Below are 13,763 nucleotides of genomic sequence, written 5' to 3' on the forward strand. Positions count from 1 at the left end.
ATACTGCCCACTTTCGGCGGAATTAGTGGGATTTTTCCCTTTGATTTTCGCATATAGCCCACTTTCGGCGGAATTAGAGGGATTTTTCCCTTTGATTTCCGCGAACAGCCCACTTTCGGCGGAATTAGAGGGATTTATCCCTTTAATTTCCGCGAACAGCCCACTTTCGGCGGAATTAGAGGGATTTTTCCCTTTGATTTCCGCATACAGCCCACTTTCGGCGGAATTAGTGGGATTTTTCCCTTTGATTTCCGCATACTGCCGACTTCTGGAGGATGCAGTGGGACCCCTGATACGAGGACAAGTTCTTCCTTCAGCGGAAACGGATCTGCTCCAATTTCCAAAGAAAGTATCCAGTACATCATGCAAGTTATATCCACAACAGACGAATATCATAATTTCCTGCATAACCAAAAGGAGCGCAGCCGTTCTGCGCTCCGCACCTCCACCGCTACTTCTGCTTCCGCTTCTTCCGCTTGCCTCCACCCTTTGCCCCGCCCTGGCTGGAATGCCTGCCGCTCTGATCCGGGCGGTTATGACGCTCCTGTAGCCGTCCCTGATGACGATCCGTCCATTCCTCCGCAGCCTCCATCTGTGCTCTGCCTCCAGGTACTTTAACCTGCAGGGAGGGCTGCCGCCTGCGCCCGGATTCTCTCCCCTTACGCAGTGCCCCCACCGCATAAATGCCTGAGAACACCAGAACAAACATAATTCCCGCGGCCAGACCTCCCCCTTGTCCAGGAATCAGCGGCATGCTGGCAAGTATGGCGACCAGACTACCCATTGCAATCCATGAGCTGTACGGATAGCCGCGTAACCCGCGCTGGCCCTTGAAGGGTCCTCCGTTGCGCCGGCGCAGCCGGTAGTGGCTGGCCATGATAATGAAGTAGGAGAACAGCAGCGCGAAGCCGCCGGAGCTGACCAGAAACAGGTAGACTCCCTGCGGCAAAAGCATACCCAGTCCCAGCCCGGCCAGCATGGCACCGCCGGAAATGAGGATGCCCCGGTACGGGATATCCGTACGGTCCCGCATCCAGGCCGGAGTATGCCCCTCCTCCGCCAATGAGCGGAGCATCCGGCCCAGGCCGAATACGGAGGCCAGCATCGTCGACAAAATAGCAGACACCAGGACGATATTCATCACTGTCCCGGTCCAGCCGAGGCCATACAGGCTGAGAGCTGACACGAACGGGCTGATCTGCTCAGAGACCAGAGCCCGGGGCAGCAGCAGAAACAATGCGGTCATCGCCGCCAGATAGAGGCTGACCAGCAGCAGGATCGTCCGCCGGATCGCTCTGGGGATGGTGACTCCGGGATTGCCTGTCTCCGAGGCTGCCAGTCCCAGCACCTCAAATCCCGCATAGGTAAACATCACCATGAGCATGCTGCCTGCAATTCCGGCAATTCCCCCGGGGAACAAGCTCTGGCCGCGCACAACTTGAATACCGGCTGCAGCTTCGCCCCTGGTTCCAAATCCGGCAACTATAGCCACCGCAATCACAATGAAAGCAACAATGGCCAGCAGCTTGAAGGCTGCCAGTCCGCTCTCCAGCTTGCCCAGCCGTTCTGCCCCGAGCAGATTAAGCAGCGTTACCAGAACAATGATCCCCGAGCCCGCCAGCGCCAGCGGCAGCGCAGGAAACCAGCCCCGCAGCAGAATGGATACTGCCGTCGCTTCACTGGACATCGCGAGCACAAGGCCTGTCCAGTATACCCAGCCGACCGTGAATCCCGCTCCCCGGCCGAACGCCTGCTCGGTGTACGTGCGGAATGAGCCGGGTGCCGGATTCGCCACCGTCATTTCCGACAGCGCGGAGAGGATGAGATAGACCAGAACCCCTCCGATTACATAAGCCAGCAGCACAGACGGGCCAGCCGCCCGGATCGCCACGGAAGACCCCAGGAAGAAAGAGCCGCCGACCACGGTCCCCAGTGCGAGCATCGTCAGCTGCCATACAGATAATCCTTTTTTGCCCGGGTTCCCGGACTTCCGCGGCTTCTCCAGCTTCTGCAGCTTATCCAGCCTCGCCAGCTTCTCCACCTGCTCATTCTTCACCTGACTACCTTGTTTTCCTTCCTCCATAATCCTGCCTCCCGGTTTGAGATAACAGAAGTATCTGCATATTCCGGGGAAATTAGCCAGGCTGCCTGAGGGAGAAAGATAATTGGCGAGATTCTGCGGGCTCCCGGTATCCCTTGTCAGTACGTTTAGCGGCGCGGATACATCGGATAGGGATAAAAAGCTGCCGCCGGCTGCTGGGCTGTGTATGAAGGCATGCCCTTGGCGGCTTTGCCCGCATTCATACCTTCCGTCATACCGTTATATGGCATCGCCTGTGCATTGGGATGGAAGGTATTCTCTGCGGCACCGGAAATAACGCATCCCGGAGGCGGACCAAGAATAACCGATTCCTTCAGCGGCGCAACCGCCTTGGCATAATCCTCTTCATTGATACAATAAGCCCGCTGGATCACTTCTTTGGGAACTGCTCGCAGAAAGTCTGACCCATACACGATATCAGGTGTTGGCGCATCGAAGATAGTCAGGAAATGGACCTGGTCGCTCTCAGCCAGAATCCAGTGGAACCAGCCTTTGGGTAAGATGGAGACCTGTCCGGGCTTCAGATGATAGGTCATCAGCTTCTGGGTAAACGGATCGAACACGGAGGTAATCAGCTCGCCGCTGATGACGAACACCATCTCCGTCACATTCGTGTGCCAATGCGGCTGTACAATAAACCCTTTGCTCATATGCGCATTGAAGAACCCGTTCCGGATCGCCGGAAGCTGCTCGCCAAAAAGCTGTGTAATATAGTTATTGGCATCCCGTTTATAGTTAAGTACCTGGTTCGAATCGGCTGCGAGCTTCAGGTCCGGTGCCTGCAATACTGGATCCAGCATTTAATATTCCTCCTATAAGCTTAAGTTTTGTGAGCCTGTAACTCAGCTGGGCAATCGTCCAGATACTTTATGCCGGGGAGGAATCTTTTGACACAGCGGCTTCTATGGCCCAGCAGCATAATCACTCTGACAGGTGAATCAAACGGTGTCGTACGTACGAATCAGATCGCACACCGGGCAGGCGGCTCAGAACCGCTTTTTAAAAAATGTTGAGCGCCCCAATTCAGTTTTTGGACATACCGGTCACCTAGTGACACCCTTCCTTTAACGTCTAATATGATCATTTTCCATTGTAGATAAAACAAGCAACAAGGCTGAAACCCTGAATTCCGAACACAACAAAGGCTGACACAGGCAGCCATTTCATGGCATAGCCGGTCAGCCCAGACTTCATTTCATTACCTCTCAAACAGCGTAACGCAGTTGCGGCCTTCCGCTTTGGATTGATAGAGCGCATCATCGCCCAGCTTGTAGATATCCTCTTCGCGGAGCCCGTCGACAAGAACGGCCGCTACGCCGATGGATACGGTAATTCTTCCGTATTCCGGGCTAAGCTCATGCAGAATCCGCAGCTCCGCGATGCTTCTTCTGATTGCTTCGGCATATTCCCGCGACTGCTGAGGGGTGAACCCGGCCACTACAATGCCGAACTCTTCTCCGCCCAGACGGAACGCAACACCGTCAGCCCGTTCAGCAAGCTCATTCAGCAGCTGGCCGACTCTCCGCAATACGGTATCGCCCTCGTAATGGCCGTAGGTATCATTGTATTTTTTGAAATAGTCTATGTCGAGCATCAGGTAGGTCAAATGCCGTTTGTCTGCAGCTGCCTTCTCTACCTCATCCAGGAACAGCTTATTGAAGTATCTGCGGTTATACAGCCCTGTCAGCTCGTCGGTAATCGAGATTTGCTCGATCAGTCCGATATATTTGTTCAATTCCTCGTTGTTAAACTCCAATTCCTTGGTCCGTTCCGCCACGAGCTCCTCCAGATGCTCCTTATGCCGCCGCAGCTCCTCTTCCGCCTTCTTGCGCTCGGTAATATCCTTCACGGTCCCCTGAATGGCCGGTTTGTCCATATACATGATCCGGATGACCTTGTGGATTACGATGACTTCACGGGTCTTGTCCTTATGAACAAGCCGGGTCTCATATTCATCAGGCACCTGCTTGCCTTCAACTCTTCTTGCATAATAATGCGATACTTTCTCCTTCTCGGAGGGGCTAAGGAAGTTCTCGAAGGGCTGATCCAGCATCTCATCCATCTCATACCCCAGCATCTGCGCCAGGGCCTCGTTGACATATTTACACCGCTTGTCCTGGGTAATGAATACCCCGTCCTGCAGATTGTTCACCAGTTCACGGTATTTCTCTTCCGACCGTTCCAGCTCGGTATAGAGGCTGGCATTCTCCAGCGAGAATACCATTTCTCTGGATAACAGATTAATAATCTTCATCCGTTCCTTGGTGAACACGCCGGTAACCAGGTTATTCTCCAGATAGATAATCGCAATCGTCTTATTCTGGTTGATCAGCGGCATACAGACCATCGATTTCGGCTGATGCTTCACAATATACGGATCGTTCACGAACGGTGTCTCCGAAAAAGCATCATTGTAAATCAGGCTCTCCCGGCTCTCTTCCACCTGCCTGATAATGGAGACCGGCAAATTATCCAGCCGGGACGACTCATGAACAGCCACCGAAATTCTGTCAGCATCGGCTTTATATTCACCCTCCACCAGAAGATTCGCCTGGGAGGTCATCAGAATGCAGCCCCGCTGGGCGCCGGCATTCTTGATGACAATCTCCATGAGCGCTTCCAGCAGATTGTTCAGCTCAATCTCCTTGGAGATTGCCTGGGAAGCCAGGATCATTGAATTCAGATCAATGCTCTCCGTGTAGTCCGTAACCGTCCGGCCATGGAGGAATTCCTTCGTGTTAATTTTTTTGACTATAGAAGAGTATCGCTCGTTAATGAACCTGATCTTCTCTTTGGCGCCCCAGACCGAATAATAGTATACGGATTGTCTGAGCAAATAAGCGGCGAACTCATTGAACTCCTTATGATAATAGAACCGGGCTGCCAGCTCATTGCTCAGCGCCTTATAGCGTACGAAGCTCCCTTGCTCACTGGTCTCAATCGCCAAATCATAATAGCGGCTTGCCTGATTCTCGTTCCCGCTGACTCTGGCCCATTCGGCCTTCATCAGATATTCATGCTGGCGGAAGGTTCCCGGCGCATTCCTGGCCCATTTGCGGACCCGCCCGTACTCTTTACGCATTCTGGATTTAGCCTTACGTTTGCCGTTCACACTTAAATCCTTATAGGCATAAGCCAGATTCAGGAACGTATACAGGGCGAATTCCTCCATAAAAGCAGAACCGGCCAGCGTTCCGATGATCGGGTAGGCCTTATCGATATACTCCAGTGCTTCATGGTGTTTCTCATAAGTGAACAGCAGCTTCATTTTATAAATATAATAGATCGCAATTCCCGAATAATACCGCGCTTCTTCCAGCTGGATCAAATAGGCCTCTTCACTAAATGACTCACTGTTGAAGGAAGTCCGGTCCGGCAACTCGCCTGCGAGACTGCGGAAATACTGGCGGGCCAGCTGCGCTGTGGCAAGCGATTCCTTATATTTCGTATTCTCAATCATAGAAATTGTACGCGTACTCTCCTGAAGCGTAGTCGCGATGTCCATCGACGGGTTCCAGAGATTCACATAGAATGCGGAATGGGCGAGATAGAGCAGATCCCCTGTCCGCAGACTGGCTTCAATCGAGGTGCCGAACCAGTCCTGCAAGGTATCCCAGGGCTCGGTCCAGGAATGGCTGAACAGCGTATATAATACATGTGCCGCGCCTTTCCACTGCAAATCATTGAACTTGTCGTTAATCCTGATCCCGAGCCGCCCGAATTCAAAGGCCCCTCTGGTATCTCCGAAGCCGGACAATAGCATGGCGTATCCGATAAAAGCAAGCGCCGACTCGGGGGAGTTGCCGTATTTCAGGGTCAGGCCGACCTTTTTGAGCACCACCAGTCCAAACAGCGAAGTCTCACCTGAAATAAAAGATGGCGGGATAAAATTAATCAGCAGCCGCATGACCAGCTTCATCTCCGGATCTTTCATTTCCGGCGATGTAAAAATCCCTTCAGGTGTTTTTCCCCGCAGCGCAGCCTTGATCACCAGCAGCTCCTTCAGTACAGAGGCCATTCCCACCTTGGCGGGAATCCGGATTCCCAGCGCCTGCAACCCTTGTCTGCCTGCAGCGATCGATTCCGGCATCATACCCAGATACATATAATGATTGGCCTGCATTTCGTAAATTTCCGCGAGTGTTATTCTGTCTGTAGTATGTATCTGTAAAAGGCTGCAGGCCTGATCCGCCTGTTCTACATGGTGGGTGAGATAGCCGCATTCCGCATACAGTCTGTAGATCTCCGCAGTCTGCTCCCTGTCCGCCAGCCAAGAATTCTCCGGCAGCAGCAGCATTGCCGCCTCCAGCAGGATGAATGCCGAATCATACCCGTAACCAGCCTTCGCTTTTTGCGCTGCACGGAGATTAAGAGCGATCACATCCTCAATTTCAGAGCGCTCGCTGATAAATTCCAGGCCTTTATTCATGTGTGCTGCAATATCTACGATCTTGTCCTCGGCATCCCCGTTGCCATAATTCTTCAGCAGAAGACGTCCGATGCTAAGATGCAGCCTTTTCCCCCGCTCAGCGTCAAGCATCTGGTAGAAGGCCTGCTGAATCCGGTCATGGGCAAATTTCAGCCGGATTTCCGTCTGCAGCGGTGCCGTCCCTGCCTCACTCAGTGTCCCGGAGAATATGGCATAGCGGTGGTCCGCAGGAAGAATATACTCCTCGTGTACGGCCCGGCTGATGGCAGCTGCAATCACCTCCGGCGGTTCTTCACCGATCAGGGTAAGCATGCCGTAATCGAATACATTGCCGACGGCCGAGCTTAACATTAAGATCCTGCGGACATCTTCCGGCAAATTCTGCAGCTGACCCACCAGGAAATCAACGACATTCTCATTGACCGGCAGCGCCTCAATCCGCTCCAGGTCCCAGTTCCATTCCCCGCTCAGCTTATCAAAAACAAAAAATCCGCGTTTATGCAGATCCTTCAGAATTTCCGTCAGGAAAAAGGAATTGCCTTTGGACCGCTTGAAGATCAGTCCGGTAAGCTTCTGCACTCTCTCCTTACTGCTGTACAATGTGTCAGCGATAAGACTCTGCACATCCTCCTCGTTCAGAGGCTTCAGGTGGATGCGTGAAACCTCACGGCTCTTCTCTATTCTGGCGATGGAGGCAAACAGAGGATGCCCTTCATGAATTTCATTCTGCCGGTAGGAACAGATTACAAACAGCCTCTGCAGATGGTTATCCAGCACCAGCTTCTCCACCAGCTGCAGGCTGGAGTAATCCGCCCACTGGACATCGTCCAGGAACAGGACGAGCGGTTTGTCATTATGGGTGATCCCTTCCACGAACTTGGCAAAGGTCAGGAAGAAGCGGTTCGTCTCCTCGGCTGGATTCAGGGGCTCAACCTCCGGCTGAACGCCGATCCAGGCGGCAAGCTCAGGGATTAACCCGGTAATTACACTGCCGTTTCCGCCCAGCGCCTTGTTCAGCGAACGGCCGATATAACTCTTGTAATCCTCATCCGGGCTCTCCAGCAGCTGGCTAATCAATCTCCGGAAGGCCTGGATCAGCGCGCTGTACGGAATGTTCTTGTTATACTGGTCGAACTTCCCTTCCGCGAACAGCCCTTTCTCCTGGCTGATGGTCTGGTGGAGCTCATGGACCAGTGCCGTTTTGCCGACACCGGCATCGCCGGATACCAGCATCAGCTGCGAGCTCGTTTTGAGGCTGCTGCGGAAAGCATCCCCCAGGCGGGACAGCTCCTGCTGCCTGCCTACAATCTTTTGCGGAATGCGGAAGGTATTCAAGAGGTCCTCCGTACCTATCACGAAATCCTCATGCCCGGCCAGACATTTCTTCAAATCCGCCTTGATTCCGTGAGCGCTGCGGTACCGGTCTTCCGAGGACTTCTCCATAAGCTTCATAATTATAGCCGACAAGCCGCTGGATACACGGCCCCCGCTTGCCTTATAGGGAGGAATAGCCTCTTTGGCAATGATGGAATAGATCTGCTCAAGCATTTCCTGTGAATTAAAGGGCTTAATGCCGGTCATCATCTCATAGAGTACGACGCCCAGCGAATAATAATCGCTCCGGTAATCAATATTGCGGTTCATCCGTCCCGTCTGTTCAGGAGAGATGTACAGCAGGCTGCCTTCAAGCACTCCGCTGTTCTGGAATTCCCGTTTCTCCTTGGACAGCTTCACCGCAAGATCGAAATCAATCACCTGCACAATATCCTGTTCCCGGTTCCAGATAATATTGGACGGCTTGATATCCTTATGGATTACATTCTGCTCATGAATAGAAGCCAGAATATCCACAACCTTGACCGCGAGCTTCAGCAGCGCCTCCTGCCCGGGTTTCTCCTCCGCCAGAACCTTCTTGAGCGAACGCCCGTGGATATCCTCCAGCACCATGATATACAGGCCGTTCTGCTCTTCCAGCTTAAGGGGCCGGATGACTCCCTGTACGGTGTGGCTAAGCTCTGTAAGCAGCCTATATTCCTGCTTGAAGCGCATGACCGCTTCGGTTCCGGTAAATTCCGATTTTAATACTTTTAGAATGACTGTTGCTCCGGTTGTAGCTTCGCTGCATCTGTAAACCGCTTTTATATTATTATCTGAAATGGTTTCCAGTATCTGATAGTTGTCGTTAACAATCATTCCTACTCCACCTTTAGCTCTGTTCTCCCGTGACTTCGATATCGGCGTCGAATTTAAACACGTACGCGGCAATCAGCCAAATAATCCAGCAATTCAGCCCAAAGAATAAATAACCGAAGTATCCAAGAAGCGGCATCTCGGAGAAAATATGAAACTTGTCCAGATAAGGCACGGAATATTTCCAATAATTCGGATTGGTAGGGGCATCGTCATGGAACCACTCACTGCCAAAGTTCCAGAACTCCCAGAAGAAGCCGTTGAATACGGTAGCCAGACCAATCAGCATGACCTTGGACCAGTCCCCGTTCTTAATCGGTGTAAAAGGCGTCCAGTAGCCGGCAAGCGCCATCGCTGCAGACAGCATGGGAACAAGCGCGACCCACAGCACCCAGAACAGCAGATATGGATAATAACCCATCCCAAATGCCAGGATCAGCCCGAGGATATAATAAATGATCAGGAAGACTCCGGATACCTTCAGTTTAGGGCCGTTATTATACCGGGTACGGAAAAAGCGGAAGGTCTTCAGGAGCAGATACCATTCGAAGATGGCCGGAAGAACAGTCGTATAGGATAAGGAGAACCAGAACACATTGCCGAAATTGGAGAACACTTCATTATTGGGATAATACCAGTTCTCGAGTACGAAGAAATTGAGATATTCGAAGGCAAACCAGCTGAAGCAGGAGACCACAGCCAGCAGCTGCATTACCTTGGGCTTGCGCGAGATAATCGAGGCCCCGTTATTTCTTTTATACACCAGTCCGTCCAGAATCAGAATGAATGACCACCAAAGCGGAACAAACGTGTAATACTCCAAGGAAACATGCAGCTTAAGCCGTGCCCACATCAGAAACCAGCTGACCGCGAGGACCGGCAGACTCCACCAGAACCAGACTGGAAAAGGTGTAGCTGCTCCCTTCTGCCGTGGGGCCTCCTGGGTTTTCTTGAAGCCAAACAGCCGGGGGAATACAAAAACCAGCGTAATGATCAGCGCTACAACACAGGCCAGAGAGAAATAAAGCAGGCTGAATCCGGGGTCAGCTTCCACCTTTTGGGCAGGAAAGTCGCCGTAGCCGGGGGGCAATCCGTGCCATTTCGCCAGACTCCCGAATAACGGAAGCAAGAAGATCAATCCAAAAGTAACGATCAGAAATAGTGTTTTTTTCCATGTTTTCATTGTGCAATACCCCGCTTATGTATGTAGTTGAAAAGTCGAAATTTGTTGATATTCGCTACTATTCGATAACCCTCCAGATTATTCCTGCTGACGGCACACAAAAAGATGCCCCAACGTCCACTTCCATGACGTATGGAGCATCCCGTGTGAGGTTTCTATACAATTACCCCTCCAGATCGAGCTTCATGCTTAGCGAACGTATCCCGCGCTCTTCTTCCTCTTCCCCAATCGGCACAAAGCCTTGGGAAGCATAGAAACCAATTGAATTCGGGGATGAATTCACGGTAATTTGCCGGACCCCGTCTGCCTTCATCTTGTCAACCGCATGCTGCAGCAGGATCCGGCCGATCCCGGTTCCTTTGTGTGCATTCTTCACGAACAGCAGCGAGATGTGATTATTGTTGCGGAGTTCTATGATCCCTGTAACCCCCGGCCCGGACGTGGTGATGAATATCTCATGATCCTGCTGCATGCGCTTACGGATCGCGGCAAGTTCAATATACTTATAGAATTCAATAACACCCTGCGCCGAATAGTTAACGGAAATATGTATATCAAACGCCTCGCGGATTAAGGGAGTAATCAGCTTCTCCTCACCGGGCATCAACTGTCTGATTGCTATAGCTGTCATACGGCAAGTCTCCTTTATTCTGACTGGATGCTTCAACCTTCTAAGAATAGCATAATTTAGGGAAATTCGCCCAGTATTTAAGAAATAGAAAAGACAGTCCGCTTCTTCCTGCGAAAACTGCCCATTATACACCATTTCCGCCATGATCTAAGCGATAATTCAAAATTGTTGTGCGGGTTAGCTGGCTTGCGGCTTAATGATTTGCTCCAGCACGGCAACGATCATCTCATGATCCTCCTCACCGGAAAGCCCGGACACGGATATGGTTCCGGCCGCTCCGGCATCCCGGATCAGAAGCGGGAAGCACCCGCCTTCGGCGGCGTATTCCATCGGATCGACAAAAGCATTCTCCTGAATTGTGGTATTCCATGATTTATACAGCACATTCATATAATAGGAGCTGTGTCCGAAATGGTTCACTACATTGATTTTGCGGGCGATCCAGCGGTCATTGCCGGGGCCGTTCTCATCCATTTTGGCGTGAAACAGCACGGTTCCGTTCTTCCGGATATCCACCGTAATCTGCTTGTCCATGCTCTGCGCTCTGGCCAGAATTGCGCTGCCCACCTGGATGGCTGTCTGATTGCTGAACGCGCTGAACTGCAGCTCCTGTTCCTGCTTAAGTATCTGCTCCAATAATGGGGTGTAGTCTTCCATAATCAACACTTCCTTAGTCCGGTTATAGTTGTAGTAGATGGATCTAATGCAGTTAATCGGGTCATTTGAGATATTCAAGTTTGGTTAAAGGCAGACCCAGGAACAGCGCATAGCGCTCAGCGGCCTGCTGCACTCCTTCTATTCCCTTGTGATCCAAGGGGGCGAAAGGGGTTATGAACAGCTCGACACTTTTTTTCTTAATCGTCCGCTTCCAGGTTCCGGCTACCCGCCCGTCAGCTACCACCGTCGCCAGGAAGATGCCGTTATTGCCCGGCACGATCAGCGGGAACGACTCCGGCTCCAGCACGGCACTCCGGTCTTTATAGCCGAGAATATATTCATCGAACCCGGCCAGCAGATGAACACCGGCAGGCTCTGCTGCCGTTACTGCAGCAGGATCAGGCATCCAGTATTCACTGCCGTCAATCACTTCCGGTTGCAGACTGCTCCGCACTGCCTCAAGACCTGCTCTTGCATCCGTTAACGTCAGCCCTGCCCACCAGGCAAAGTCCTGCACAGTTGCAGGCCCATGCGCCGTGAAATACAGCGAGGCCAGTTCATTCAGTGACTCCTCAAATGAAAGCTCACGCGAGTATTCCACCCATTCATCCAGCAGAACGAATGTCTGCTGCTTGCCGCTACGCGGACCAAAGCAGATCAGGCCGTTATACGCACTATGCCATAGAATGTGATAGCCGCGCTGGCCGGAGATGCTGATGCCCTGATCCTCCAGCAGCTTCAGCAGCTCGGGACGCGGGAGCTGGCGTCCGCCCTTCAGTGCGTTATAGATGATCTTCCGGCAGCGCTCCAGGATCTTGTCGTCAAGTTCAAGCTGGGTCAGTCTGGCTGCCGCCTGACGCAGAATGCGCGGGGCACAGAGCTGAAGCATCCACTTCGCATTCTCCGGCGGCACGAAGTGAAGCGTCCCGCGCAGCGTCCAGGTCAGCAGCAGCTTCCTGTCCGCGATGGCCTGCTCAACCTCTATTAATCCTGCTGATGGTGTTCGCAGCCCTATAGCCCAGACGGCCTGCATATAATCCTGAGCCTGCATCGCACCGAACGCACGCACCACTTCTCCGGGCTGAAGGGATGGAGGCTGCTGAATCCGCTGATGCATCAGCCGCTGATCGGCAATACGCTTGCTCATCACAATCATTCTCCTCTGCTGTCCCTGGTACTTTCCTCCAGTATAGGTATCTGCCTATCTGCTGTCCATCTCCAATAAGTAAGCTGCTGGTAGAGCGGCCGGCAATTTGCATCCGCAAGTATAACTCTTTTGCAGGTAAAAACTGTATTATGGCGAATTATACATTCTAAATAAACCTCACTGTAGACAACAATGTTGTACGTTTTACAACTTTGAATCACTGATAGCCGGGTGTTCGGGAAGATTGTTGTATGAAATACAAGAATAATCCTGCTAAGCCGCTTGGAGACGGTGAAATCCTGCTTTTTATACAACAATTTTGGATTTTGGCCGATAGGATGAGGAAAATGTTGTACTATGTGCAGGATTCTATAAACAACCTCCTGATCTCTGCCTCAGAAGTCGATGAATCAAGGACTTCCTGCGGCAACAGCTGCCCCCGGAAGTCCAAATTTCCACAGGGTGAAGGAGTACAAATCACTAAGACATACGGGGTGAATCATTTGCAGCAATTCATGATTGGTCAATACGGAGGATTCGATTACAGCAAATTCCGCAAGGATTTCAAAGCCGGATTCTATGGAATCGAGGCCTGCTCCTTCAAGTCAGAGGAAGATTGCCTGAATCTGATCGCTGAAGCGCAGCAACACCAGTTTCACACCGGTGTCCATTTCCCGCTGCGCGCCGATCCTGCGCGGCTGCGGGACGCCTTGTTCCTCTCGCCGGATGAGTATGAGCGTGCGGAAGCGTTCCGGCACATCCAAGAAGAGCTGGATTATATGGTCAACCTCCGTCCGGGATATGTATTATTTCATTATCCGAAGCCGGTCATCCTGGATGACCGCGTGGACTGGCAGCAATGGCGGTTCAGTGACCGCCGGGAGTACATCTATGAGAGTGAAACCTCTCTGGAAGAGCTGATCCGGCACAGTGAGTATCTGTTCGACTGGCTCAGCCGGAAAGGACGAGAGTATCATTTCCAGCCTATTTTGGAATTCGACGGACTGAACAGCTATGTCTATAATCAGGATTTTCTGGAACGTCTATTAGTGAGGTATCCTGATATTAAGCTGTGTCTGGATACAGCCCGGCTGTATCAGCAGGATAGGTTTGACCCCAATTTCGATGCCCGGGCGCTCCTGAGGAGATACACCAAATACGCAGCACTAATCCATCTGTCGACTGTTCAGGTCAAGGACACCGTCCGGCACAGCCATTACCCGGCACTCCCGGAACTGAGTCCCGCAGACGGCTGGGCACCTATTGAAGACTATCTCCGCATCATCCGCGAGGAGAACAGCGGAGTGAGGATCATGTTCGAGCACCGCTCAGACCTCATCACAACAGAGCAGCTGGAGCGTTGTTATGCATGGGTGGATGGCATTCTATCCGGGGCTGCTGAAGCTTCCGGAGCTTGATATTGCT

The 13,763-nt window shown here is 52.1% G+C and carries 9 protein-coding genes; 1 reads left to right on the forward strand and 8 read right to left on the reverse strand.

Going from position 1 to position 13,763, the window contains the following annotated elements:
* From GC101_RS35705 to GC101_RS06355, 8 genes are all read right to left on the reverse strand, one after another.
* Positions 1-486 (reverse strand): hypothetical protein (locus tag GC101_RS35705; RefSeq protein ID WP_216626488.1); only part of this gene is annotated, 486 nt, incomplete at its 3' end.
* Positions 452-2,083, reverse strand: coding sequence for an amino acid permease (locus GC101_RS06325; protein WP_171716574.1), 1,632 nt, complete (start codon positions 2,081-2,083; stop codon positions 452-454). The genes GC101_RS06325 and GC101_RS35705, both read right to left, overlap by 35 nt.
* A gap of 125 nt (positions 2,084-2,208) precedes the next feature.
* Complete coding sequence (locus tag GC101_RS06330) at positions 2,209-2,901, reverse strand: cupin domain-containing protein (protein ID WP_171716575.1); 693 nt, start codon at positions 2,899-2,901, stop codon at positions 2,209-2,211.
* Positions 2,902-3,299: 398 nt separating this feature from the next.
* The gene (locus tag GC101_RS06335) at positions 3,300-8,723 is read right to left on the reverse strand and encodes a diguanylate cyclase (RefSeq protein ID WP_171716576.1); all 5,424 of its coding nucleotides are present in this window, start codon (positions 8,721-8,723) and stop codon (positions 3,300-3,302) included.
* Between the two features lie 13 nt (positions 8,724-8,736).
* Positions 8,737-9,903: an Asp23/Gls24 family envelope stress response protein gene (locus GC101_RS06340; RefSeq protein ID WP_171716577.1), complete on the reverse strand. Its 1,167-nt coding sequence runs from the start codon at positions 9,901-9,903 to the stop codon at positions 8,737-8,739.
* Between the two features lie 163 nt (positions 9,904-10,066).
* On the reverse strand, positions 10,067-10,534 hold the full coding sequence (locus GC101_RS06345; protein WP_171716578.1) for a GNAT family N-acetyltransferase: 468 nt from the start codon (positions 10,532-10,534) through the stop codon (positions 10,067-10,069).
* Positions 10,535-10,711: 177 nt separating this feature from the next.
* Entirely contained in the window at positions 10,712-11,191 is a 480-nt protein-coding gene (locus tag GC101_RS06350; RefSeq protein ID WP_042138453.1) for a heme-degrading domain-containing protein, read from the reverse strand.
* A 61-nt stretch (positions 11,192-11,252) separates the two neighbouring features.
* Entirely contained in the window at positions 11,253-12,338 is a 1,086-nt protein-coding gene (locus GC101_RS06355) for a winged helix DNA-binding domain-containing protein (protein ID WP_246354200.1), read from the reverse strand.
* Between the two features lie 347 nt (positions 12,339-12,685).
* Between GC101_RS06355 and GC101_RS06360 the strand changes: the two genes are divergently transcribed.
* Positions 12,686-13,756, forward strand: coding sequence for a sugar phosphate isomerase/epimerase family protein (locus GC101_RS06360; protein ID WP_343049613.1), 1,071 nt, complete (start codon positions 12,686-12,688; stop codon positions 13,754-13,756).
* Positions 13,757-13,763: the final 7 nt, after the last annotated feature.

The organism is Paenibacillus phytohabitans, from assembly GCF_013141775.1.
GTDB classification, from domain to species: domain Bacteria; phylum Bacillota; class Bacilli; order Paenibacillales; family Paenibacillaceae; genus Paenibacillus_AQ; species Paenibacillus_AQ phytohabitans.